A 20,929-nucleotide genomic window follows, 5' to 3' on the forward strand; every position below is an offset into this window, starting at 1 on the left:
CCGAGTCGAAGCCGCACGAGCCGGTGGGCGCGGGCTGGTCGAGGAGGGGCGATGCACAAGGTATGGCTGATGGGAACGACAGTGCTGATGTCGGGCTGGCTGATGGCGGCGCATGCGGCCGACGACAGCGATGCGCAATGGGCGCAGTCATGCCCAGGCATGGCGGCATGGGCCAAGGTGCAGGAGACCAGGGTCGCCGCGGAGAGGAAAGTGCATCCGCCAGCGAGCCCCAGCCAGCCGATGCTGCGCAAGGCGTTGTTGCAGATGGGCGACGCGGATGCGAAGGCCCGCAATGCGGCCATCGCTGGCGGCAGCAAGGATCCCGCGCTGTTCAAGGCGGCGTACGACGTCGATGGCCGCAATTTGCCGCGCATCAGGCAGATCGATGCGGCGCAGGGTTTCCCCACGCCTGCGCAGGTGGGCAGCGATGGCATGCATGCGGCATGGCAGCTCGTGCAGCACGCCGACCGCGACCCGGGCTTCCAGGCGCATGTGCTGGAGGAACTGCAGGGCCGCCCCGGCCATGGCGGTGTCGACGCGCAGGAGTACGCCACGCTCACCGACCGCGTGCTGCTGGCACAGCACAAGCTGCAGCGCTACGGCACCCAGTTCGACCCCGCGGGTATCAAGGACGGCGAACTGAAACCCAGCCCCATGGAGGACGCTGGTCGCGTGGACCAGCGTCGCGCTGCTGCGGGCCTTCCGCCGCTGGCCGATTACGAGTGCCTGCTGCGGGTGGTCTACAAGGTGCCGGCGAAGTCCTGAGTAGCCTGCATTCCGCTGTTCAAGGCGGTCTCTGCCCGAAGCGCTTTGAGCTGCGCGGCGATGGCGCGGGCATGTTGCTCCGCGGCGTCGGGCCGGCCGGCAAGAAACAGGAAAGGCTCGATCAGCTCCAGCTCCATGAGCAGGAAGCGGCCGTCCACGACCACGCCATCCACCCGTGCGTACGTGATGTCGCCCAGCCCTAATTCAGCGCAGGCCGCCAGCACGTGCCGGGCGGCGGCGAGCATGGCCGCGTCGGGTTCCATGGCATCGGTGCGGCCGCCGTACTGGCTCTGCACGCGGTAGTCGCCCGCGGCGGGCCGCTTGACGACGGCGTGGCTGAACTCGCCGCCGAAGAACAGCAGCGACCACTCGCCGTCGTCGACGATGGCCTGCACGAAAGGCTGCAGCAAATATTCGCCTGGCGGCAGCTCAGATACCGCGCGATCGAACGCGGCGTCGCCCGCCGTGCCGCGCACTGTGCGCCACGCGCCACCGCTGATGCATGGTTTGGCCACAACGTCCTGGCCATGGAACGGAGCCAGGGCATCGCGCAAAGCCCCGTGCGAGGCGAGCCGGGTGGGAATGATCGGCACTCCGAGCGATTCCAGTTGCAACAGGTAGCGCTTGTCGCTGTTCCAGCGCATCAGTGCTACGGGATTGATGACCGGCACGCCCGCGCGCTCGAGCCGGTCCAGCCAGGCAAGGAACGCGTCGTAGTGTTCGAAGTAGTCCCAGATGGTGCGGACCAGCACCGCATCGTGGCGGCCCCAGTCGACACCGGGATCGTTCCATACGCAAACCTGCGACTGGATGTCGAGCGTCGCAAGCGAAGCTACCAAGTGGGCGTCGTCGGGCTGGACGGCCGGATAGGCCGCCGAGGTGGCGATGGCAAGCTGGACGGGCATGGGTTGCTCTCCAAGATCATGGAAAGGGCGCCCTTGCCGAGGTCATCACGAGCCAAGCGTGGCGGATCGTGATCCGTCGCAGCACCCCTTGGCCCGGACGGCGCGCAGAAGGTTTCCGGCGCGCCAAACGTGTGCAGTTTCCTTGCGGCCCTGCAGCGTGTCAATTTGCCGATGCGGCAGCGCCCTGCATGGAGAGCGTATGCTCGCGCGGTCCCCATCGCCTGCATGAAGGCACCACGACGTGTTGATCCACTGGACTCATCTCTGGCCGTCCATGCTGGCCTCCTTCCTCGCTTCGCTTGTGGAATGCGTAGAAGCTCTGACCGTGGTGCTGGCGGTAGGCGCGGTGCGCGGCTGGCGCAGCGCATTGGCCGGCAGTGCGTCGGGCTTGGCGGCATTGCTGTTGCTGGTCGTGGCCTTGGGCCACGCGCTCACCCGCATCCCGCTGCAGAAACTGCAGCTGGTGGTGGGCGGCCTGCTGCTGCTGTTCGGCATGCGCTGGTTGCGCAAGGCTGTGCTGCGCGCGGCGGGCGTGCTCGCGCTGCACGACGAGGCGGCGATCTACGAACGCGAGGCACAGGCGCTGCGCGAACAGGCTGTCGCTGCGCATGCGTGGGACAAGCTGGCCTTCGCGGCAGCGTTCAAGATCACCGTGCTCGAAGGCGTCGAGGTGGTGTTCATCGTGCTCGCCATCGGCGCCGGCCGTCCCGACCTGCTGTGGCCGGCCAGCCTGGGCGCGCTCGCTGCATTGCTGGTGGTGGCGGCGCTGGGCGTGGCGGTGCACAAGCCGCTGGCGCGCGTGCCGGAGAACACCTTGAAGTTCGCGGTGGGCGTGTTGCTGTGCGCGTTCGGCACGTACTGGGCGGGCGAGGGCATGGGCTATGCGTGGCCGGGTGCGGACGGCGCCATTCCGCTGCTCATGTGCGCCTTCCTGGCAGTGGCGATGCTGTGCGTCGCCGGATGCCGGCGCATGGCGGCGGGAGTCGCCCGATGAGCTGGCTGCGTACGATCCTGGCCGAACTCTGGGGCCTGTTCGTCGACGACGGCCGCTATGCATTCGCCATCGTGGCGTGGCTGCTGCTGGCGTGGCTGGCGCTGCCGCTGTTGCGGCTTGGCGGCGGTTGCAACGCGCTGGTGTTCGCGGCCGGCCTGCTCGCGATCCTGGCCGAGAACGTGTTGCGCCGCGCGCGACGTTGAGCCCGGAACGGTGCCGGGTTCTAGCCGGCGTCGTCCCAGAACACTTCGACCGCATCGGGGTTCATGAAACCCCAGATGGGCGTGCCAAGCCGCACCAGGCCTGTGCGGATGCGGTGGGTGCATTCGTCGTACGCGGAAATGCGATAGACCAGCTGGTACCTCGAGGTGGTGAACCACATCGACAGCGGCAAAGACAGCCAGACGGCATTGGACTTTGCCTGCAGGATGCGCAGCTTGTTGGCGCTGGCCCAGTCCTGCAGCAGGGCCTTCGCGTTCGCGTAGTGGCGCCAGGTCAGGTAGGTCGCTGCGACGATCACTACCACCAGCAACAAAGGCGCGGTCTTGCCCATCGTGTATCCCCCGGTTTCCCCGTGCGAAGCGTGGGCCGTGCCGTGCGGCGGCGCAAGTCGTCCCTGCCGTCAGGGACTGGTCGAACCCCGGCTCGCCATGCCAAGGTTGCCGGATGACGAACGAAACCAGCTCCCCTGCCTACCTGCGCCGGCTCGGCGTATGGGACGGCGCGATGATCGTGGTCGGCGGCGTGATCGGCGCCGGCATCTTCCGCACGCCGGCCACGGTGGCGGAACGCACGGCGTCCGGCCTGCCGCTGCTGGCGGTGTGGGTGCTGGGCGGGCTGCTCACGCTCACCGGCGTGTTGTGCTACGCGGAACTGGGCTCGCGGCGGCCGCACGCGGGCGGCATCTATCTCTACATTCGCGAGGCTTTCGGTTCGCTGCCGGGCTTTCTGTTCGGCTGGGCGATGGCGCTGATCAACTATCCCGGCAGCGTGGCGGCGGTGGCCACCACGTTCGCCGATTATTTCTGCAAGGCGCTGGACCTGCCGCTGCCGTGGGTGAAGCCGGTGGGTGTGGCTGCGATCGTGTTCATCGTGGGCGTGAACCTCACCGGCATCCGCGCCGGCGCGATGATGCAGAACATTTTCGCGGTGCTGAAGCTCACCGCGATCGCGATGCTGGTGGCAGTGGGTCTGGCGTTGGCGCACGGCCATCTCGGCGGCGTACTGGCGACCGACACCACGCATCCGGTGTCCGGGGGCGCCTTCGTGGGAGCGTTGCTGCCGGTGTTGTTCACTTATGGCGGCTTTCATTATTTGAACGATCTCGCCGGCGAGGTGCGCGATCCGCAGCGCACGCTGCCGCGCGCCTTGCTGCTCGGCATGCTGGGCGTGGTGCTGGCTTATGTGCTGGCGAACGTGGCCTACCTCACCGGCCTGGGCCATGCGGGACTGGCCGGCAGCTCCGCGCCTGCGGCCGACCTGATGCGCCGCCTGTTCGGCGAGACCGGCGCGAAGGTGATGGCGATCGGCATCGCCTGTTCCACCTTCGGCTATTGCAGCATCGCCATCGCCGGCGGCGCGCGCGTGATGCAGACCATGGGCGCGGACGGCATGCTGTTCCGCGCGGTGGGCTACATCGACCCGCGCACGCGCACGCCGCAGGTGGCGCTTGTCGTGCTGGGTGCGTGGACCGTGGTGCTGGTGTTGTGGGGCAACTTCGGCCAGCTGGTGGACTACACCGCCGTGGGCGAGTGGCTGGGCCACGCCGTCGGCATCGGCACGCTGTTCTGGTATCGCTGGAAGTTCGTGGACGAACCCGCGCCGTACCGCGTGCCGCTGTTTCCGCTGATGCCGCTGGTGTTCGTGCTCACTGTGACGGGCGTGATCGTCGCCACCGCGATTTCCTCGCCGCACGATGCGGGCATGAGTCTGCTCATCATTGCGCTGGGTGCGCCGGTGTACTGGCTGTGGCAGTGGTGGCAGCGCCGGTCGGCGGCGTGAACGGCTCCGGCTGCTTGCCGGCGTGGGTTTGCGCGCTGGATTGATTGCCATCGCCGGTGCTGCGTTCGCGGGTTTCGTCGACGCGGCACGCAATGCATGTGCGGAGTGACGACGAGGGCCGCGATGCCGTGGCTGTCGGCGGGGTTATGCTTGCGGATCGATTTCTTCGGAGCCGCCCATGTGCCTGATCGCTTTCGCCTGGCAGGCGCACCCGCGCTGGCGGCTGGTGCTGGCCGGCAATCGCGACGAATTCCACGCGCGGCCCAGTGCGGAGCTGGCGCGCTGGGCCGACTTGCCCATCGTCGCCGGGCGCGATCTTGAAGCCGGCGGCACGTGGCTGGGCGCGACGGATGGCGGGCGCTGCTGCGTGGTCACCAACGTGCGCGATCCACGCGATCCGCAGCAGGGCGCCTCGCGCGGCCTGCTCGTCAGCGACTATCTTGCAGGCGATGCGGACGCGACAGTGCACGCGGAGCGGTTGCGTGCCCGTGCCGGGGACTATCGTCCCTTCAACCTGCTTACGTTCGATGCGCATGCCGCGTTCTATCTGGGCAATCGCCCGGAGTCCCGTGCCGAGGCGGTGAGTCCCGGCGTGCATGGTCTGTCGAACGCGGATTTCAATACGCCGTGGCCAAAGACGCGCGCGTTGATGGCGCGCCTGGATGCGTGGCTGGCCGATCGCCGCGAGGAGGATTTCGCGCCGCTGTTCAGCGCGCTCGCCGACGAGCGGCAGGCACCCGATGCGGACCTGCCCGATACCGGCGTGGGCCTGGAGCGCGAGCGCTGGCTTTCCAGTGCCTTCATCCGCGGCGAACACTACGGCACGCGCGCGAGCACGGTGGTGGCGATCGGCCACGATGGGTCAGGGGTGATCGTCGAGCGGCGCTTCGGGCCGGAGGGCCGCTTCCTTGGCGAGAGCCGGCTGTCCCTCGGAACGCAGGGCTCCTAGAGCAACTCGCCGTCCACGTAATACCAGCGGTCCGCCTCGCGCACGAAACGGCTGATTTCGTGCTGGCGTTGGGCGCTGCCACCGGCGAGGCGATAGCGGGCCACGAATTCCACCGTGGCGTGATCGGCGTCGAGCAGCTGTTCGCCACGCACGTCCAGCCCCAGCCAGGTTGGCGCGGGCTGTTGCGCGCTCAGCCGCAGCGAAGCGGGCCGGGTATCGGCGTGCCAGGTGCCGAGCAGGTAGTCCTCGCGCTTGAGCACGTAGGCGCTGTAGCGCGAACGCATCAGCTGGGCAGGGCTGCTGGCTGCTGCGGCGCCGTCGAGCAGCGGGCCGCAGCAGGTGGCGTAACCGGCCGGGTGGCCGCAGGGGCAAGGTGTGAGGGTGTCGATTGCCTTCATGCCACCCCGGCGCAGACGCTCAGGCGGGGCGGCCGCGCAGCACGCGGGCAGGCAGCATCAGGAGTGCGCCGAGGAAGGCGAACACCGCGCCTACGGTGATGCCCACCAGCCGGAACGGCAGGCAGATCAGCCACACGATGGGGTAAAGCACCAGCGCCAGCAGCGCGATCGGCCAGCAGAACACCAGCAGCAAGAGCCAGAGCAGGAAAGCGGCCATGACATGACCTCAGGAGAGGATGGATGGCAAAACTGTAGCGCGATTCGCGACGCGCTGCGCAGTGTCTTTCGGCACCCCGCAGCTGTGCTCACATCACCGGCTTCGCGCCGATCAGCAGTGCGTGCAGCCAGAACGCGAAAGCCGCCCAGGCCACCACGCCGACGACGACGGTGAGGGCCGTGCCCTTGAGCGTGCCGGGCGGGTACACCGTGCCCTCGCGGCGGTCGCGGCGGCGCGAGGGGGCGAACAGCGCCACGGCCCACAGCAGAAAGGCGCCGAACAGCACCACGTCGTGCAGCATGCCGGTGGCGAGCAGATGGCCGAATGCCCATGTCTTCACCGCCAGTACCTGCGGATGATGCAGGCGCGCCTTGATGCCGTTGCGCGGCACCCGTGCGGCGGCGAGCAGCACGAAAGCCACCAGGGTGAACAGTGCGTTGAGCCGCATCAGCCACAGCGGCGGCGAGTACAGCAGCACCGGCGTGTGCCGCGCCAGCCCGAAGCCCCAGCAGATCAGCACAAAGCCGACCAGCGATATCAGCGCGTACAGACCTTTCCAACGCGTCGGGCCCAGCCGGGCGATCTGCTTCGCACGCCAGTCATCGGCAAAGATGCGCAGCGAATGCATGCCGAGAAAAAGCACGAGACCGAGGATCAGCACAGGCATGGCAGGCGGCTCCGCAGGCGGTATCGCGGAGTATAGGCGGCCGCGCGCAGCGTCACGAGTGCGGTGCGACCCGTACGGCCAGCGCCAGCGCGTCGCCGTGCAACACCAGCGTGCCGCTTCCGGGTCGCCATGCGTCGCCCGCGTGCAGCGGACCTTCGGCGGTATCGATGTTGCCCCGCATGCAGTACACCAGCGCGATGCCGGCATCGGCGTGCCGTGTACCCGCGCCGTGCCACGCTTCGATGTCGCCGCGCATGCGGTCGCGGCGCAGCATCAGGTTGAAGTCGCGGCTGGGTCCGCCAGCCAGCGTCACGTCCACGCCGGTTTCGCCGCGGAACGCGAAGGGCATGCCTGGCGTGGTGAGGGCGTGGTGGTGCCCGTCGTCCATCTTCATCGTGAAGCCGGCACCGTCGAGCAGGGCGATCACGCGGTCGATACCGGGGAAGGCGGAGAACGGCGCGGCGCTTTCCACCTCGGCAACGCTCACGCGCCAGAGGAAATCGTCCATGCCTGCGCCGGGCGGATGGATGGCCAGTTCGCGGGTGCGGCCCAGGCCGTTCTTCCATGGCGTGGCCGGGCAATCGGCAAGTCGGAGGATGGGCATCGTCGAAACCGCGGTCGATGGTTTGCGCCGGAGCGTCGCATGGTGGCACGAGGGCGGTTCGGCTGCTCTCGCTTCGAGACGAGGGATCGGCATCCAGTCGTTGCCCCGCGGCCGGGCGCGGGGCAACGGCTCAGGCCATCAACGCATGATGCCGGTGTGTCCCAGCGAATAGCGGCCCGGCTGCGGCCACACTGCGAGGCCGTGCGGCTCGGCGCCGACCTTGATGATGCGCACCTTGCCGGTAGCGGTGTCGAAGGCGTAGACGACGTCGTCGAAGCGGCCGGAGAGCCACAGCGTCTTGCCGTCCGCGCTGACGTTGCCCATGTCCGGGCTGCCGCCGCCAGGGATTGGCCAGTTGGCGACGACCTTGCGCGTGGCGAAGTCGATCACCGACACGCTGCCGGGTCCGTGGCGCGGGCCGTGCACCTTGTTGGAGCCGCGGTTGGCGACGTACAGCCTGGTGGCGTCGCGGCTGGGGTATTCGCCGTGCGTGCCGATGCCGGTCTTGATGAAGCCGATCTTGGTGAAGCTGTCGCCGTCGATCAGGAACACGCCGTCGGCCATCATGTCGGCCACGTAGAACACCTTGCCGTCGGGCGAGACGCGGATGTCCTGCGGCATGCCGTGCTTGTCGAGTTCGAGATAGCCAAGCACCTTGTGGTTGACCATGTCGATCTTGGTCAGCTTGCCGCCGAACTCGCAGGTGAAGATCGCGTAGCGGCCGTCGATGGCGAAGTCGGCGTGGTTGATGCCCTTGCACTCGGGCGCGTTCACGCTGAACTTCAGCGCCATCGTGTGCGGGTCGCGGAAATCCAGCCGTGCGTGCGCCTCGGCCACCACGATGGCGTACTTGCCGTCGGGGGTGAAGTACATGTTGTACGGGTCGTCCACCGGAATCGCCTGGCCGGGCTTGCCGGTCTTCGGATTGATGGGCGTGAGGCTGCCGTCGTTGTGGCCTTCGGCGTTGTTGGTGACCCACAGCGTCTGGAGGTCGTACGCGGGCACCACGTGCTGCGGGCTGCGGCCGACCTTGAAGGTGTCGACCACCTTGTAGGTGGCGGGGTCGATCACGGTGACGCTGTCGCCGCGCAGGTTCGGCACGTAGATGCGCTGCAGCGCGCCGGCCACGGCCGGGCTGAACATGTTGAAGCCCGCCTGGCTGTACATGTCGGCGGGATTCACCACACGCGGCATGCCGGGCACGGTGGTCACGGATTGCGCCAGGGTCGCGGCGGAGGCGCAGAGGCCGACGAGGGTGCCGGCCAGCAGCGCGAGGCGGGGGAAACGACGGGAACGGTGGGTCATGATCGGTTTCGCTGTGGGAATGGGGAAGCGAGCGGGCCATTATCGCCCAGACGTGTCCTTGCGGATCGCCTCGACGGTGCGCGCCACGATGGCGTCGATGCCGAGCTGGCCCAGTGCCGCGCTGGAGCGGTGCGGGTCGCCGCCGTACACGCCGTCGGCGGTGCCAAGCTTCGGCGCGCTGCGCAGGCCGTCCAGCCGCACCATCTGCGGCGCCACCGCCAGTTGCAGCGAAGTGTCGGCCAGGCCCGCATGGGTGCCGATCTCGTCGTCGCGGATGCCGTGCTGGCGCAGGATCTGCGCGTAGCCGGTGGAACTCGCCTCGTAGTATTCCGGCGGCACGAAGGCGCGCGCCTGCGTGCCGGCCCATTGCTTGTTGAGCTGCGCCATCACGTGTTGCAGGTCCTTCTGGTAGCCGCCGTGGTCGCCGAGGAACACGATGTTGCGGAAGCCGTGTACGGCAAAACTGTTGGCGGCCGATACCAGCAATTGTTCGAAGGTAGCGTCCGGGATGGTGATGGTGCCGGGGAAGCGCATGTGCGAGGTCGGCGGGCTGTAGCCGCCTTCGGGCACGTAGTCGACGGTGGGCGCCACCAGCGCATTGCCCAGCTTCTGCGCGATGCGCTCGGCCAGCACCGTGGCGCGCCGGTTGTGCTTGCCCACCGCGATGTAGGGGCCGCTCTGCTCGGTGCCGCCGATGGGGATGATGAGGGTGGTCTTGCCGGCGTGGACCTGGTCGCGGATTTCGGTCCAGGTGAGGTCCTGCAGCTGCACGGTGGCGGGCGCCTGCGCGAAAGCGGCCTGCGCGGCGAACAGCAGCGCGGCGAATGCGAAGGCGCGTGGCAGAAAGCGTGATGGCATGGTGTTCCTTGGGTGGAATGGGGATCAGGCGGCCTTGAACGTCACCACCAGCACGTCGCGGTGCGCGGCCTGTGCGGGGTCCTTCGGCACCACCGGCGTGACGCCGTGGAACACGCGGTGGTCGTCCAGCAGGGCCGCGTCGAAGGCGCGGGCGAGGGTGAACTGGCCGAGTTCGCTGCCGTCGGGCGCGTGGATGGTGGTGGTGCCGCGCTCGATGTTCTCGCGGTCGATCAGCAGCACCAGCACATAATCCACGCCATCGCGGTGCACGCCCTCGGGCGTGGGTTCGCCGGCCGCGTCGGCGCGCGCCTCGATGCGGAACTGGTGCACCTCGATGCGCCATTGGCGTACCTGCGGGGCCAGCGCGTCGAAGCGGTCGCGGCAGAACGCGAGGATGCGCCCGAGGCTGGCGCCGTCCGCGATGGCCGGTTCCACCGGTTCGAACCAGCGTTCGATGCCGCCCTGCAGGGCGTTGTAGGAGAGGCTCTGGTAGTGCGGCTGATCCGGTTCGCGGCGGATCGTGCCGGTGGCATCGGCGGCGAACACGGCGTGCCGGCGACGGCGGTGGCGCCCGCGTTCGGCGAGGTAGCGGTCGTCGCCCAGTGCGTTCCAGCTCGCGGCGAACACGGGCCAGTCGGCGAGCGTGGCCGCGTCGAGCAGGCCGCGCATGGCATCGGCGGTGACGAAGGCGAAGCCGTCGAGCCGCAGGGCTGCGTGCAGATCGGAAGGGGTGGGGTGGTCCATCCGTGCAAACTAGCAGTTTGCGCATGAAGCGGCACTGGCTGGTACGTGGCGGGATGCGGGCAAAACCGTTGCCTTGGCTGGAGAAGCCTTTCTCCAGGGAGGCTGCCGAGGGCGGTTCCGGTGTGCGGCGGCGGCATCCGTCTCCGCGTTCCGCGGACGGGGAGTGGCAGCCGTGTCGAACGTGCTTCTTAGGCACGCGAAGCATCCATGACGAATGGACATATGAACGTCCAGACGTTTAGACGTCTATTGACATGTCGACATGTCATATGCAGAATCCGTCGTACTCATCGAGACCGGCTGAGGGACAGGCCCTTTGAAGCCGGGGCAACCTGCGGAATGTTCCGCGACGGTGCCAACTCCTGCGGTGGTGCTTAGGCACACCGGCAGATGGGCAGCTTGCGCAGCGGCGTCGTGCCGCATTCGCGCGGGGCTCCTCTCCGGCATCCGCAGGACGATGCCGAACGGAGAGACGCATGAGCCAGCCGCAGCCCGAAACCTGTACTCCCTGTACCACCGAGGTGGTCGGCCTGTCCGTGGCGCCGCGCGCGCTGGGTGCGCAGCGCAGCACGCGGCGGCTGTCGCTCAGCCCGAAGTACGGCAAGGGTGCGTGTGCGGCCGATGTGCACTACCTGTGGTGCGGTGCGCCGGATGCGCCAACGGTGATCGTGCAGGGCGGGATTTCCGCGAATCGCGACGTTACCGCGCCGGCTGGCGCCGCACCGGGCTGGTGGCAGCCGCTGGTGGCCGAGGATGCGGCGATCGATCTCGCCCGTTTCCGCGTGCTGGCCATCGACTGGCTCACTCCGGCGGATCTGGGCGCCGCCACCGTCTCCAGCGAAGACCAGGCTGACGCACTGGCTGTCCTGCTCGACGCGCTGGGCATCGTCAAGGCGCATGCCTTCGTGGGTTCGTCCTACGGTGCGATGGTGGGCCTGGCCTTCGCCGCGCGACATGCGCAGCGCGTCGATCGCCTGGTGCTGCTGGCCGGCGCGCACCGCGCCCATCCGCTTTCCACCGCGCAGCGCAGTGTGCAGCGCGGCATCGTGCGCCTGGGCCAGTCCAGCGGACAGTTGGACGAGGCGCTGGCGCTGGCGCGGCAGCTCGCCATCACCACCTATCGCGGTAGCGCCGAATTCGGCCGTCGCTTCGCTGGCGAGGCGGAATGGCGCGGCGAGCGCTTCCACTTCCCGGTCGAGGATTACCTCGAGCATCAGGGTCGCCGCTTCGTGGAACGCTTCGATGCCGACCGCTTCCTGGCACTGTCCGAATCCATCGACCTGCACGACGTGAAGCCCGAGCAGGTGCCGCTGCCGACCACGCTGATCGGCTTTCCGTCGGATCGCCTGGTGCCGCTGGCCGATCTCTGCGAACTGCAGCGCCGCCTGCGCGGCCCGGCCACGCTCGAAGTGGTGGAGTCGCCCTACGGCCACGATGCCTTCCTCAAGGAGCCGGAGCAACTTGCGCCATTGCTGCGCGAAGCCCTGCGCTGAACCCTCACGACAACGCACAACTTTTATTCGGATTTCGGGAGAACCCCATGAGCGAGAACACGGCTTCCAGCACCCGCGCGGTGCGCGCCGGCATCGAGAGCGACACCCAGCACGGCGCGGTGGTTCCGCCGCTGCATCTCTCGACCAACTACAGCTTCGAGGGTTTCGGCCGCAAGCGCACCTACGACTATTCGCGCAGCGGCAATCCCACGCGCGACCTGCTGGCGAACGCGCTGGCCGAACTGGAGCAGGGCGCGGGCGCCGTGGTCACCGCCAGCGGCATGGCCGCGGTGGCGCTGGCACTGGAGCTGGTGCCGGCCGGCGCCACGGTGTTGGCCGCGCATGACTGCTACGGCGGTACGTGGCGCATCCTCGACGCCTGGGCGAAGAAGGGCCGCTTCGCGGTGCAGTTCGCCGATCTCACCGATCCCGCGGCGCTGGCCATCGGCCTCGCCGCCAAGCCCGCGCTGGTGTGGGTGGAAACGCCGTCCAACCCGCTGCTGCGCATCACCGACATCCGCCACGTGGCGCAGGCCGCGCACGCCGCGGGCGCGCTGGTGGTGGTGGACAACACCTTCCTCTCGCCCGCCCTGCAACAACCGTTGGCGCTGGGCGCCGACGTGGTGGTGCACTCCACCACCAAGTACATCAATGGCCACAGCGACGTGGTGGGCGGCGCCGTAGTGGCGCGCACGCCGGAGCTGGCCGAGCAGCTCAAGTGGTGGGGCAACTGCAACGGCCTCACCGGCGCGCCGTTCGACAGCTACCTCACCCTGCGCGGCCTGCGCACGCTGGGCGTGCGCCTGCGCCAGCACCAGGAAAACGCCGAACGCATCGCCACGCATCTGGACGGCCATGCCGCCGTGCGCAAGGTGTACTACCCCGGTCTCGCGTCCAACCCGTACCACGCGCTGGCCGCGCGCCAGCAGCAGGGCTTCGGTGCGATGCTCAGCTTCGAGCTCGACGGCGACGAGTCGCAGATCGCCGCCTTCGTCGATGGCTTGGAGTATTTCTCGCTGGCCGAATCGCTGGGCGGCGTGGAAAGCCTGATCGCGCATCCGGCCACCATGACCCACGCCGCGATGGCGCCGGAAGCGCGCCGCAAGGCCGGCATCGCCGACACTCTGCTGCGCGTGTCGGTGGGCATCGAGGACGGCGACGATCTGCTGCGCGACCTCGATGCCGCCCTGGCGCGCGCCGTGGCCGCCGGCAAATCCAAACGTGCGGTGGGTGCATGAGCGCGGTGCTGGCCGAAGCCGCGCCCGTGGCGGCACACGAGGCGGCACCCGCCATCGCCGTGGTGCTGCTCGGCACGGGCGTCGTCGGTGGCGCCTTCCTCAAGCTGCTGAATACGCCCGCCGCTGCATCGCTGCGGCTGGTGGGCGCGGCCAACTCGCGCCGCCAGCAGACCGAGCCCGCGAAGCTCGCCGAGCGCAACCTGCGCGAGCAGCTGAAGAGCACCGGCGCGCAGCGCGACGACGCGGCTCTGCTCGCCGCGCTGGCCGCCAGCGCCGCGCCGACCAAGGTGATCGTGGACGCCACCGCCAGCGCCGCACTGGCCGCGCGCCATGCGGAGTGGCTGGCGCACGGCTACCACGTGGTCACCGCCAACAAGTCCCTGGGCGGTGGCGAGCTGCCGGGCTGGCGCGCGCTGCAGGCCGCATTGGCCAACGGCGCGCGCTACGGCGACTCCGCCACCGTGGGCGCGGGCCTGCCGGTGCTTTCCACGCTGCGCCGCCTGCGCCAGTGCGGCGACGCGTTGCTCACGCTGGAAGGCGTGTTCTCCGGTTCGCTCAGCTATCTGTTCAACAGTTACGACGGCAGCCGCCCGTTCTCCGCGCTGCTGCGCGAGGCGCGCGAGCACGGCTACACCGAACCCGATCCGCGCGCCGACCTTTCGGGCGAGGACGTGGCGCGCAAGCTGCTGATCATCGCCCGCAACGCCGGCTTCGCGCTGGGCTGGGACGAGGTGCAGGTGGAAAGCCTGGTGCCCGAGCCGCTGCGCGCGCTGGACACCGAGCAGTTCCTTGCCCGGCTCGAGGAACTCGACGAGCCGCTCGCCGCCCTTCATGCCGAGGCCAAGTCGCGCGGCAACGTGCTGCGCTTCCTCGCTCGCCTCAACCAGCGCGGCCGCGCCCGCGTGGGCCTGGTCGAAGTGGCCGCCGACCATCCTGCCGCGCGCCTGTACGGCACCGACAACCAGTTCGCGCTCACCACCACGCGCTACCACACCCAGCCGCTGGTGATTCAAGGGCCGGGCGCGGGCCCCGAGGTCACCGCGCAGGCGCTGCTGGGCGACGTGCTGGCCCTGGGTTGAGATATTGCGGGAGCGCGCGCATCCCGCGGGCAACCGTCTCGACTCTTTGCCCTTTGCTCCGGCCTGCATCGGAGCGAAGGACGCGCGTGGTCATGCCACCTGCGCCTTCGGCACGAACTGCAGGTACGGTTCCGCCTCGCGCAAGGCGCGGGCGAAGGACGGACGCTCCATCAACCGTTGCCGGTAGGCGGCGACATGCGGAAAGTCGTCCACCGGCTCCGCCCACGCGGAATAGAACAGCGGCGGCGCCGCCGCGCAGTCGGCCATGGTGAAGGTGTCGCCCGTGGCCCAGGTGCGCTCCTGCATTTCCTGCTCGAGCAGCGCATAGGCGGTGCGCAGCTGCGCGCGTGCCTGCTCCACGCCCAGCGTGTCGTGGCTGCCTTCGGGCCGCATGCGGTCGGTGATGATCTTCTGCGTGGGCACGTGCAGGTACAGGTCGAAGAAGCGGTCGCGTTCGCGCACGTTCAACGCGGCCTGCGCGCCGATGGGCAGCAAGGCCGCAGGCCCCGGATAGTGCAATTCCAGGTACTCGATGATGATGCTGGACTCCGGCACGGTACGGTCGCGCATTTCGTCGCGCAGCACCGGGAAGCGCAGGATCGGCCAGACCTTGCGGAAATCCTCGCGCGAGGCTTCGTCGTCCAGCCGCACGATGTGCGGTTCGAAAGGGGTGCCGTTCTCGTACAGTGCGATCAGCACCTTGTGGCAGAACGAGGACAGCGGGTGCATGTAGAGATGCAGATTCATCGATGACTCCCTGATGGTTTTCCGATCGATCGAGGCGCATGAGCGGCCTCTTGTCACCACGACGAACGGGCGAGGGAATTTTCGACAACGCGGAGGATGGTTGGTGCGATGCGGCTCCTGACTCGGTGACAGAGCCGAAGTGGACGGGTTCTCCGGAGGCTTGCAAGCGCGCCTGGCCCGAGGCCCAGGTCAGCCTGCCACGCGGCCGCCGTCCGCCTCGGCGATCGACACCGGCACGGGTTTGACGCGCACGGCCAGCACCACTCCGGCCACCAGCAGGGCGATGCCGAGCAGGGCCGATGGCGCGGGCATCCGATGGCGCAGCACGAAGGCATACGCCAGCGCAGCCAGCGTCTCGAACACGATCAGCTGCCCCACCAGCGCCGTGGGCAGGCGCTGGCTGGCTTCGTTCCAGCACAGCGTGCCCAGCCACGAAGCGAACAGACCGATGGCCGCCATCAGGCAGACGAACAGCGTGGGGTGCGGTCCCAGCGGCATCGGGAATGCGCTGCCGCCGGCTTTCATCGTGCCCCACACGACGGCATAGCCCAGCGCGGCCAGCGGCAGCATCGCCACGCCCTGCGCCGTGGCCCAGGCGCGCGGGTTGCGGTCGGGGTGATGGCGCAGCCAGTCGGCGTTGCGCAGCGGATACCAGGTCCAGCAGGCCACGGCGCCGCAGGCGAACAGCGCGCCGGAGGCATAGCGCGCCAGGCCGCCCTGCGCGTGGCGCAACGCGGCCAGCTCGGCGTGGTTCACGCTGGCGATGCCGGCGACGATCAGCAGCAGCGGCGGCGCCAGCCGCCGCCACGGCAATCGGCCGTCGCGGCGGCCATTGCGCAGGTTGGCGGCGATGGCGATGACCACCGGCAGGGTGCCGACGATCATCGTGGGCAACGGTGCGCCGGCGCGCTGGATGGCGCTGGCCAGGCACAGGTAGTACAGCAGGTTGCCGATCGCGACGAGCTTGAGCGCCTCGATCCAGTCGGCGCGGGTCAGCTGGCGCAAGGCTCCGCGGTGCAGCCACGCCAGCGGCAGCGCGATCAGGCCGAAGGCGAGGTAGCGCGCCACCGACTGCAGCGCCGGCGGGTAATCCGGCAGCAGCAAGGGAGCGACGAAGACCATGCCCCACATCAGGCCGGCCACGAGTGCGTAGAGGGTTCCCTTCAACATGCCTGCAGCATGACGCGTCGCGATGCGTCCGTCTTGAAGCAGATTGCTACGGACGGAGCCGGGCTCCCACCTGGCGCTGGTAGCGCGCCGGCGTCACGCCGTAGCGCCGCGCGAAGGCGCGGGTGAGGTGGGCCTGGTCGCTGAGGCCGGTGGCAGCCGCCACCTGGGCCGGCGGTTCGCCCGCGTCGAGCAGGCGTTTGGCGCGGGACAGCCGCAGCGCCATCAGCATCTGCTGTGGCGTGGCGTCATGCTGGGCGCGGAACTGGCGCAGGAAATGGAACGGGCTGAGTCCGGCCACGGCGGCCAGCTGGTCGAGGCTGAGGCGCTCGGCCAGGTGCGCATGCAGGTAGTCGATCACCGGTGCGAAGCGGATCGCCGCCTGCGCGGGAGCCGGTCGCGGCACGCGGGCATGCGTGCGGAAGCGGTCGAGCAGCACGGCGAGCAGGCTGTCGAAGGCTATCGGTTCGTCGGCCTGCCAGAGTGCGTCGAGCAAGGCGGTGACTTCGCGCGTGCCGGCCTGGTCGGCGCGCACGGCCTGGTCGAACCACCAGTCGGGCTCGCCGGTGACCTGTGCAGCCAGTGCCGGATCGATGTAGATCATGCGGTAGCGCCAGCCACCCGCGGTCTCGGCGCTGCCGGTGTGCAGCTCGCCGGCGTGCATCATCACCAGCGAATCGGGCGGCGCCAGATGCTCGGCGCCGCGATAGCGGAACCGCTCCACGCCGGACTCGATCGCGCCCAGCCCGAAGCCGTCGTGGCAGTGCAGTTCGAAGGCATGCCGCACGATGTGCGCGCGATAGAGCTCCACGCCGGCGTGGTGCGGCGGATGCCGGAACTGCGCCCTGTCGGCGGAATGATCGAACTGGCCGGGTACGCCTTGCATGCGGCGATGATGGCACGCCGCGGGCTTCAGCCGCCCGCGCCGCCATCGAGCAGGGCATTGAGCCGGGTGCGCGTGAGCGGGCCGAAGCGCAGACGCTCGCAGAGATCCTGCAACGCATGGCCGTCGCCGCGCTGGCGGCGCAGCGAATCGATGCCGTCCGGTACCGGCGCATCCAGCGCGATGCGGGTGAGCCGCCGGTAGAGTCGCGCCTGCTCGCCGTGCTCGCGCAGTTTCGCGGCGCAGCTGGCGGCGCCGCGGATGCGCAGGAAGGCCACTTCCTCCACGCGTTCGAGCAGGGCCTCGAGGGTACCGAAGTGGGCGAGCAGGGCGGCGGCGGTCTTGGCGCCGATGCCGGGCACGCCGGGAATGTTGTCCACGGCGTCGCCGCACAGCGCGAGGTAGTCGGCCACCTGGTGCGGGTGCACGCCCAGTTTTTCGTACACGCCGGCGGGGCCCCAGCGCAGGTTGCGGGCGTAGTCCCATTGTTCGTCGCGTTCGCCCAGCAGTTGGCCGAAATCCTTGTCGGCGGAAACGATCACGCCGGGCACGCCGTGTGCGCGCAGGTTCCACAGCGCGCTGCCGATCAGGTCGTCGGCCTCGTAGCTATGGTCGATCAGCACGGTGATGCCGAGCGCGGCGGTGACTTCGCGGCACAGCACGAACTGGCGCTCGAGGTCGGGTGGCGGCAGCTCGCGGTTGGCCTTGTACGGCGGGTAGATCGCGTTGCGGAACGAGCTGGTGAGCGACGCGTCGAAGGCCACGGCCAGCCGTTCCGGCTGCACCCGCTCCAGCAGTTCGCACAGGAAGCGGGTGTAGCCGTGCACGGCGTTGGCGGGGTGGCCTTCGGCGTCGTGGAATTCGTCCGGCATCGAATGCCAGGCGCGGAACACGTAGAGGCTGCCGTCCACCAGGTGCGCGGCATCGCGGCGGTTCGCGCTCACGGCGCCCACGTGCTTAGCAGCTCGTCCAGCGCGGGACGTTCGCGGTCGGGCACCTCGGTCTGCGGCGTGCCGAGATGCACGAAGCCCACTACGTGCTCGTTCGGGTCCAGGCTCAGCAGCGTCGCCACGTCGGGATCGTAGGCGGCCCAGCCGGTGAGCCATTGCGCGCCGAAACCCAGCGCGTGCGCACCGAGCAGGATGTTGTAGGCCACGCAGCCGGCGCTCAGGCGCTGCTCGATCTCGGGAACGCTGCTGCCGGCATCGAGACGCGCGATCACGGCGATCACCAGCGGCGCGAAGGTATAGCGCAGCTGTTCCTTTTCGCGCTTGGCGTCGGACAGTTCCGGCTGCTTGCGTATCGCGAATTCCGCCAGCCGTTCGCCGAAGCGCAGCTTGGCGTCGCCTTCGAGGCGGATCAGCCGGAACGGCGCCAGCTTGCCGTGGTCGGGCACGCGGATCGCGGCGGCGAGCAGCTCGCGCAGCGTGGCTTCGTCGGGTGCGGGCGCGCCAAGCTGGCGCGAGGGGACGGAGTGGCGTTGTTGCAGCAGGGAAAGGGCGGTCATGACGCGGGTCGTGGTGCGGGAGCTCCCATGCTAGCGGCCGGGCGTGCCGCAGGCGAATCGGGTATCTGGCGCTTGCTCTGCCGCTTCCTGCGGCACGCATGCCGACTGGTTCACGGATTCGACGAAACGTTCGCGCCGTTTCACGGTGTCGTCATCGCTGCGATACAGGATGGGCGGGCAGGGGATGCACATCGGGAGGAAATCATGATGAAACCACGCTGCATGTCGTTCGTTCTGCTTGGCGCGGCACTGATGCTGGGCACGGCGGCACAAGCCCAGGACAACTATGTCACCGGCATTTTTGCGCCGGCGAAATCGACGACCACGTATCCATGCAACGACGCGCAGTTCCTGCAGGACCAGCAGGCCTTCGAGAACGGCCAGATCACCGCCGACCAGCCCGAGGACGTCTGCGGCATCGTGACCTCGGTGCTGCCGGAGAAGAAGACCCGCAGCGGACACCACGGCTATTTCTACGTGCAGGTGGCGTCGGGCGTGGTGATCGAGATCGTGTCGGATCTCGACCAGATGAGCGCGCCGAAATGGCCATGGGTGGCGGTGGGCGACACCACCTACGTGAAGGGCCGCTACTACTACGACAACATGGACAGCCAGGGCATCGACTGGACGCACCACGGCACCAGCAGCTCCTGGCCGTATGCCGGCTATGTGGTGGTGAACGGCACGAAGTACCAGTAAGCGCTGGCGAAAAGGGCGTCGCCGCGGGCGTCGCCCTTTTCCTGCCGGGTCAGGGCGATGGCGCCGCGGTGCGCAACCGGAAGGCGCCCGGCAGCAGTGCCCCCACGCTGGTCTGCGCGTTGTCGCCGCGAAGGTTGGCGAGCAGCACCGGCATCTCGGCGTCGCACAATTCGCTCATCACCTGGCGGCAGGCGCCGCAGGGAGTGACCGGTCCGTCGCAGTCGGCGATCACGGCGATGGCGGCGAAATCGCCCGGCTTGCAGCCGGCGGCGACGGCCGCGAACAGCGCGGTACGTTCGGCGCAGTTGCACAGGCCATAGGAAGAGTTCTCGACGTTGCAGCCGCTGAAGCGGCGGCCGTCGCGCGCCAGCAGGGCGGCGCCCACGGCAAAGCCGGAGTACGGGGCGTGGGCTTGTTCGCGGGCTGCGCGCGCCAGCGCCAGCAGTTCGTCGTGCGGGATGGAACCGGGCATCGTGCTCTCCGTGTTCCCCCGGGCGGTGGATCAGATTAGCGCGCCGCGGCGGCGCGTCCAAGTGCACGCAAACATGGCAAGATGCAGCGACCTTCCACGAGGGATGCACGATGCCGACCACCGTAGCCGCCCTGCGCGAGACCGCCGCCGGCGAACGCCGCGTGGCGATCACTCCCGAGATGGCGAAGAAGCTCCAGGGCAAGGGCCTGCGCGTGCTGCTGGAAAGCGGCGCGGGCGCGGCGGCGGGCTTCCCCGACACGGCCTATGCGAACGTGGATTTCGCCTCGGCCGGCGACGTGCTGGCGCAGGCCGACCTGCTGGCCTGCGTGCTGCCGCCGGAGGACGCGACGTTTGCGCAGCTGCGCGAAGGTGCGGTGGTGGTGGGGCAGCTGCGGCCTTACGGCGCGAACGCGCGCGTCGCGGCGCTGGCTGCGCGCAAGCTCACCGCATTCGCGTTGGAACTGCTGCCGCGCACGACGCGCGCGCAGGCGATGGATGTGCTGAGTTCGCAGGCGGCGGTGGCGGGCTACCGCGCCATGCTGATCGCCGCCGAGGCGGCCCCCAAGTTCTTTCCCATGCTCACCACCGCCGCGGGCACGATCCGTCCGTCGAAGGTGCTGGTGATCGGCGCCGGCGTGGCCGGCCTGCAGGCCATCGCCACCGCGCGCCGCCTCGGCGCGCAGACCGAGGGCTACGACGTGCGTCCGGAGACGCGCGAACAGGTGGAGTCGCTGGGCGCGAAGTTCCTCGACCTCGGCGTCAGCGCCGCCGGCAGCGGCGGGTATGCGCGCGAACTGTCGGCGGAGGAGCGCGCGGCGCAGCAGCAGGCGCTGGCCGAGCATCTCAAGGCGTTCGACGTGGTGGTGTCCACCGCCGCCGTGCCGGGCCGCGCGGCGCCGAAGATCCTCACCGCCGCGATGATCGGCGGCATGAAACCGGGTGCGCTGGTCGTGGACCTTGCCGCCGAAAGCGGCGGCAATTGCGAATTGACCCGGCCAGGCGAGCGCGTGGAGCAGGGCGGCGTCACCATCCTCGGTCCGCTCAACCTGCCGGCCGGTGCACCGCTGCACGCCTCGGAAATGTACGCGCGCAACGTGGTGAATTTCGCCGAACTGCTGCTGAAGGACGGTGCGCTCGCTCCAGACTTCGACGACGAGCTGGTGGCGAAGAGCTGCGTGGTGCGCGCCGGCGAGACGCTGTTCAAGGCTTGAGGCCGGGCCTCATTTCCCAGTGAGGG

General features: G+C 69.1%; 25 protein-coding genes and 2 riboswitches. Of the genes, 10 read left to right on the forward strand and 15 right to left on the reverse strand.

Annotation, left to right across the window (positions count from 1 at the left end; translation table 11 throughout):
* The first annotated feature begins 51 nt into the window (after positions 1 to 51).
* Positions 52 to 765, forward strand: a complete 714-nt coding sequence (locus tag IHE46_RS16155; protein ID WP_192165854.1) for a DUF6624 domain-containing protein — start codon at positions 52 to 54, stop codon at positions 763 to 765.
* Here IHE46_RS16155 and IHE46_RS16160 read toward each other — a convergent pair.
* The gene (locus tag IHE46_RS16160) at positions 741 to 1,670 is read right to left on the reverse strand and encodes a hypothetical protein (RefSeq protein WP_225563120.1); all 930 of its coding nucleotides are present in this window, start codon (positions 1,668 to 1,670) and stop codon (positions 741 to 743) included. The genes IHE46_RS16155 and IHE46_RS16160 overlap by 25 nt on opposite strands.
* A gap of 18 nt (positions 1,671 to 1,688) precedes the next feature.
* A riboswitch (S-adenosyl-L-homocysteine riboswitch) is annotated at positions 1,689 to 1,766 on the reverse strand.
* A gap of 145 nt (positions 1,767 to 1,911) precedes the next feature.
* Here IHE46_RS16160 and IHE46_RS16165 point away from each other — a divergent pair.
* Both IHE46_RS16165 and IHE46_RS16170 read left to right on the forward strand, forming a co-directional pair.
* Positions 1,912 to 2,664 (forward strand): hypothetical protein, encoded by a 753-nt coding sequence (locus tag IHE46_RS16165; protein WP_343230047.1) that lies wholly within the window; start codon positions 1,912 to 1,914, stop codon positions 2,662 to 2,664.
* Positions 2,661 to 2,867, forward strand: a complete 207-nt coding sequence (locus tag IHE46_RS16170) for a hypothetical protein (RefSeq protein ID WP_192165856.1) — start codon at positions 2,661 to 2,663, stop codon at positions 2,865 to 2,867. The genes IHE46_RS16165 and IHE46_RS16170 overlap by 4 nt, the downstream gene beginning before the upstream one ends.
* A gap of 20 nt (positions 2,868 to 2,887) precedes the next feature.
* On the opposite strand, the gene IHE46_RS16175 is transcribed toward IHE46_RS16170, so the two are convergent.
* Positions 2,888 to 3,217, reverse strand: coding sequence for a hypothetical protein (locus IHE46_RS16175; RefSeq protein ID WP_192165858.1), 330 nt, complete (start codon positions 3,215 to 3,217; stop codon positions 2,888 to 2,890).
* Positions 3,218 to 3,330: 113 nt separating this feature from the next.
* Here IHE46_RS16175 and IHE46_RS16180 point away from each other — a divergent pair, with 113 nt between their 5' ends.
* Both IHE46_RS16180 and IHE46_RS16185 read left to right on the forward strand, forming a co-directional pair.
* Entirely contained in the window at positions 3,331 to 4,665 is a 1,335-nt protein-coding gene (locus IHE46_RS16180) for an amino acid permease (RefSeq protein WP_192165860.1), read from the forward strand.
* A 178-nt stretch (positions 4,666 to 4,843) separates the two neighbouring features.
* Positions 4,844 to 5,614, forward strand: a complete 771-nt coding sequence (locus IHE46_RS16185; protein ID WP_192165862.1) for an NRDE family protein — start codon at positions 4,844 to 4,846, stop codon at positions 5,612 to 5,614.
* Here IHE46_RS16185 and IHE46_RS16190 read toward each other — a convergent pair.
* From IHE46_RS16190 to IHE46_RS16220, 7 genes are all read right to left on the reverse strand, one after another.
* On the reverse strand, positions 5,611 to 6,012 hold the full coding sequence (locus tag IHE46_RS16190; protein WP_192165864.1) for a YchJ family metal-binding protein: 402 nt from the start codon (positions 6,010 to 6,012) through the stop codon (positions 5,611 to 5,613). The genes IHE46_RS16185 and IHE46_RS16190 overlap by 4 nt on opposite strands.
* A gap of 19 nt (positions 6,013 to 6,031) precedes the next feature.
* Complete coding sequence (locus IHE46_RS16195; RefSeq protein ID WP_192165866.1) at positions 6,032 to 6,229, reverse strand: hypothetical protein; 198 nt, start codon at positions 6,227 to 6,229, stop codon at positions 6,032 to 6,034.
* An 88-nt stretch (positions 6,230 to 6,317) separates the two neighbouring features.
* Positions 6,318 to 6,896 (reverse strand): NnrU family protein, encoded by a 579-nt coding sequence (locus tag IHE46_RS16200; RefSeq protein WP_192165868.1) that lies wholly within the window; start codon positions 6,894 to 6,896, stop codon positions 6,318 to 6,320.
* A gap of 52 nt (positions 6,897 to 6,948) precedes the next feature.
* Positions 6,949 to 7,500, reverse strand: a complete 552-nt coding sequence (locus IHE46_RS16205; protein ID WP_192165870.1) for a HutD family protein — start codon at positions 7,498 to 7,500, stop codon at positions 6,949 to 6,951.
* Between the two features lie 138 nt (positions 7,501 to 7,638).
* Positions 7,639 to 8,805: a YncE family protein gene (locus IHE46_RS16210; protein WP_192165872.1), complete on the reverse strand. Its 1,167-nt coding sequence runs from the start codon at positions 8,803 to 8,805 to the stop codon at positions 7,639 to 7,641.
* 39 nt (positions 8,806 to 8,844) lie between these two features.
* Positions 8,845 to 9,663, reverse strand: a complete 819-nt coding sequence (locus IHE46_RS16215; RefSeq protein ID WP_192165874.1) for a creatininase family protein — start codon at positions 9,661 to 9,663, stop codon at positions 8,845 to 8,847.
* Positions 9,664 to 9,687: 24 nt separating this feature from the next.
* On the reverse strand, positions 9,688 to 10,407 hold the full coding sequence (locus IHE46_RS16220) for a 2OG-Fe dioxygenase family protein (protein ID WP_192165876.1): 720 nt from the start codon (positions 10,405 to 10,407) through the stop codon (positions 9,688 to 9,690).
* Positions 10,408 to 10,691: 284 nt separating this feature from the next.
* Positions 10,692 to 10,804: riboswitch (SAM riboswitch) on the forward strand.
* Between the two features lie 79 nt (positions 10,805 to 10,883).
* Here IHE46_RS16220 and IHE46_RS16225 point away from each other — a divergent pair.
* Genes IHE46_RS16225 through IHE46_RS16235 form a run of 3 tightly spaced genes read left to right on the forward strand, consistent with a single transcriptional unit; the run spans position 10,884 to position 14,217 of the window.
* Entirely contained in the window at positions 10,884 to 11,900 is a 1,017-nt protein-coding gene (locus tag IHE46_RS16225) for a homoserine O-succinyltransferase (RefSeq protein WP_192165878.1), read from the forward strand.
* A gap of 47 nt (positions 11,901 to 11,947) precedes the next feature.
* Positions 11,948 to 13,138: a cystathionine gamma-synthase gene (gene metB, locus IHE46_RS16230; protein WP_192165880.1), complete on the forward strand. Its 1,191-nt coding sequence runs from the start codon at positions 11,948 to 11,950 to the stop codon at positions 13,136 to 13,138.
* A complete protein-coding gene (locus tag IHE46_RS16235) occupies positions 13,135 to 14,217 on the forward strand; it encodes a homoserine dehydrogenase (protein WP_192165882.1) in 1,083 nt (360 codons plus the stop codon). The genes metB and IHE46_RS16235 overlap by 4 nt, the downstream gene beginning before the upstream one ends.
* A gap of 90 nt (positions 14,218 to 14,307) precedes the next feature.
* Here the strand turns inward: IHE46_RS16235 and IHE46_RS16240 are convergent, their stop codons facing one another.
* The 5 genes from IHE46_RS16240 to IHE46_RS16260 form a co-directional block, all read right to left on the reverse strand.
* The gene (locus IHE46_RS16240) at positions 14,308 to 14,964 is read right to left on the reverse strand and encodes a glutathione S-transferase family protein (protein ID WP_192165884.1); all 657 of its coding nucleotides are present in this window, start codon (positions 14,962 to 14,964) and stop codon (positions 14,308 to 14,310) included.
* Positions 14,965 to 15,153: 189 nt separating this feature from the next.
* Positions 15,154 to 16,134 (reverse strand): DMT family transporter, encoded by a 981-nt coding sequence (locus tag IHE46_RS16245; protein ID WP_192165886.1) that lies wholly within the window; start codon positions 16,132 to 16,134, stop codon positions 15,154 to 15,156.
* A 46-nt stretch (positions 16,135 to 16,180) separates the two neighbouring features.
* Positions 16,181 to 17,017, reverse strand: a complete 837-nt coding sequence (locus IHE46_RS16250) for an AraC family transcriptional regulator (protein ID WP_192165888.1) — start codon at positions 17,015 to 17,017, stop codon at positions 16,181 to 16,183.
* Between the two features lie 26 nt (positions 17,018 to 17,043).
* Entirely contained in the window at positions 17,044 to 17,967 is a 924-nt protein-coding gene (locus tag IHE46_RS16255) for a 5'-3' exonuclease H3TH domain-containing protein (protein ID WP_192165890.1), read from the reverse strand.
* Positions 17,955 to 18,521, reverse strand: coding sequence for a nitroreductase (locus tag IHE46_RS16260; RefSeq protein ID WP_192165892.1), 567 nt, complete (start codon positions 18,519 to 18,521; stop codon positions 17,955 to 17,957). Before IHE46_RS16260 ends, IHE46_RS16255 begins: the two co-directional genes overlap by 13 nt.
* A 222-nt stretch (positions 18,522 to 18,743) precedes the next feature.
* Here IHE46_RS16260 and IHE46_RS16265 point away from each other — a divergent pair, with 222 nt between their 5' ends.
* Complete coding sequence (locus IHE46_RS16265; protein ID WP_192165894.1) at positions 18,744 to 19,220, forward strand: DUF3465 domain-containing protein; 477 nt, start codon at positions 18,744 to 18,746, stop codon at positions 19,218 to 19,220.
* Between the two features lie 49 nt (positions 19,221 to 19,269).
* Here IHE46_RS16265 and cdd read toward each other — a convergent pair whose 3' ends face one another.
* Positions 19,270 to 19,680: a cytidine deaminase gene (gene cdd / locus IHE46_RS16270; RefSeq protein WP_343230049.1), complete on the reverse strand. Its 411-nt coding sequence runs from the start codon at positions 19,678 to 19,680 to the stop codon at positions 19,270 to 19,272.
* A 122-nt stretch (positions 19,681 to 19,802) separates the two neighbouring features.
* Between cdd and IHE46_RS16275 the strand changes: the two genes are divergently transcribed.
* Positions 19,803 to 20,903: an NAD(P) transhydrogenase subunit alpha gene (locus tag IHE46_RS16275; RefSeq protein WP_192165898.1), complete on the forward strand. Its 1,101-nt coding sequence runs from the start codon at positions 19,803 to 19,805 to the stop codon at positions 20,901 to 20,903.
* Positions 20,904 to 20,929 lie beyond the last annotated feature (26 nt).

The sequence above is a fragment of the Rhodanobacter sp. DHG33 genome (assembly GCF_014843005.1).
Classification (GTDB): Bacteria; Pseudomonadota; Gammaproteobacteria; order Xanthomonadales; family Rhodanobacteraceae; genus Rhodanobacter_A.

Coding starts and splice junctions, on each gene's coding strand:
- IHE46_RS16155 (WP_192165854.1), top strand. CDS start 52: ATGCACAAGGTATGGCTGATGGGAACGACAGTGCTGATGTCGGGCTGG.
- IHE46_RS16160 (WP_225563120.1), bottom strand. CDS start 1,670: ATGCCCGTCCAGCTTGCCATCGCCACCTCGGCGGCCTATCCGGCCGTC.
- IHE46_RS16170 (WP_192165856.1), top strand. CDS start 2,661: ATGAGCTGGCTGCGTACGATCCTGGCCGAACTCTGGGGCCTGTTCGTC.
- IHE46_RS16175 (WP_192165858.1), bottom strand. CDS start 3,217: ATGGGCAAGACCGCGCCTTTGTTGCTGGTGGTAGTGATCGTCGCAGCG.
- IHE46_RS16180 (WP_192165860.1), top strand. CDS start 3,331: ATGACGAACGAAACCAGCTCCCCTGCCTACCTGCGCCGGCTCGGCGTA.
- IHE46_RS16185 (WP_192165862.1), top strand. CDS start 4,844: ATGTGCCTGATCGCTTTCGCCTGGCAGGCGCACCCGCGCTGGCGGCTG.
- IHE46_RS16190 (WP_192165864.1), bottom strand. CDS start 6,012: ATGAAGGCAATCGACACCCTCACACCTTGCCCCTGCGGCCACCCGGCC.
- IHE46_RS16195 (WP_192165866.1), bottom strand. CDS start 6,229: ATGGCCGCTTTCCTGCTCTGGCTCTTGCTGCTGGTGTTCTGCTGGCCG.
- IHE46_RS16200 (WP_192165868.1), bottom strand. CDS start 6,896: ATGCCTGTGCTGATCCTCGGTCTCGTGCTTTTTCTCGGCATGCATTCG.
- IHE46_RS16205 (WP_192165870.1), bottom strand. CDS start 7,500: ATGCCCATCCTCCGACTTGCCGATTGCCCGGCCACGCCATGGAAGAAC.
- IHE46_RS16210 (WP_192165872.1), bottom strand. CDS start 8,805: ATGACCCACCGTTCCCGTCGTTTCCCCCGCCTCGCGCTGCTGGCCGGC.
- IHE46_RS16215 (WP_192165874.1), bottom strand. CDS start 9,663: ATGCCATCACGCTTTCTGCCACGCGCCTTCGCATTCGCCGCGCTGCTG.
- IHE46_RS16220 (WP_192165876.1), bottom strand. CDS start 10,407: ATGGACCACCCCACCCCTTCCGATCTGCACGCAGCCCTGCGGCTCGAC.
- IHE46_RS16225 (WP_192165878.1), top strand. CDS start 10,884: ATGAGCCAGCCGCAGCCCGAAACCTGTACTCCCTGTACCACCGAGGTG.
- metB (WP_192165880.1), top strand. CDS start 11,948: ATGAGCGAGAACACGGCTTCCAGCACCCGCGCGGTGCGCGCCGGCATC.
- IHE46_RS16235 (WP_192165882.1), top strand. CDS start 13,135: ATGAGCGCGGTGCTGGCCGAAGCCGCGCCCGTGGCGGCACACGAGGCG.
- IHE46_RS16240 (WP_192165884.1), bottom strand. CDS start 14,964: ATGAATCTGCATCTCTACATGCACCCGCTGTCCTCGTTCTGCCACAAG.
- IHE46_RS16245 (WP_192165886.1), bottom strand. CDS start 16,134: ATGTTGAAGGGAACCCTCTACGCACTCGTGGCCGGCCTGATGTGGGGC.
- IHE46_RS16250 (WP_192165888.1), bottom strand. CDS start 17,017: ATGCAAGGCGTACCCGGCCAGTTCGATCATTCCGCCGACAGGGCGCAG.
- IHE46_RS16260 (WP_192165892.1), bottom strand. CDS start 18,521: ATGACCGCCCTTTCCCTGCTGCAACAACGCCACTCCGTCCCCTCGCGC.
- IHE46_RS16265 (WP_192165894.1), top strand. CDS start 18,744: ATGTCGTTCGTTCTGCTTGGCGCGGCACTGATGCTGGGCACGGCGGCA.
- IHE46_RS16275 (WP_192165898.1), top strand. CDS start 19,803: ATGCCGACCACCGTAGCCGCCCTGCGCGAGACCGCCGCCGGCGAACGC.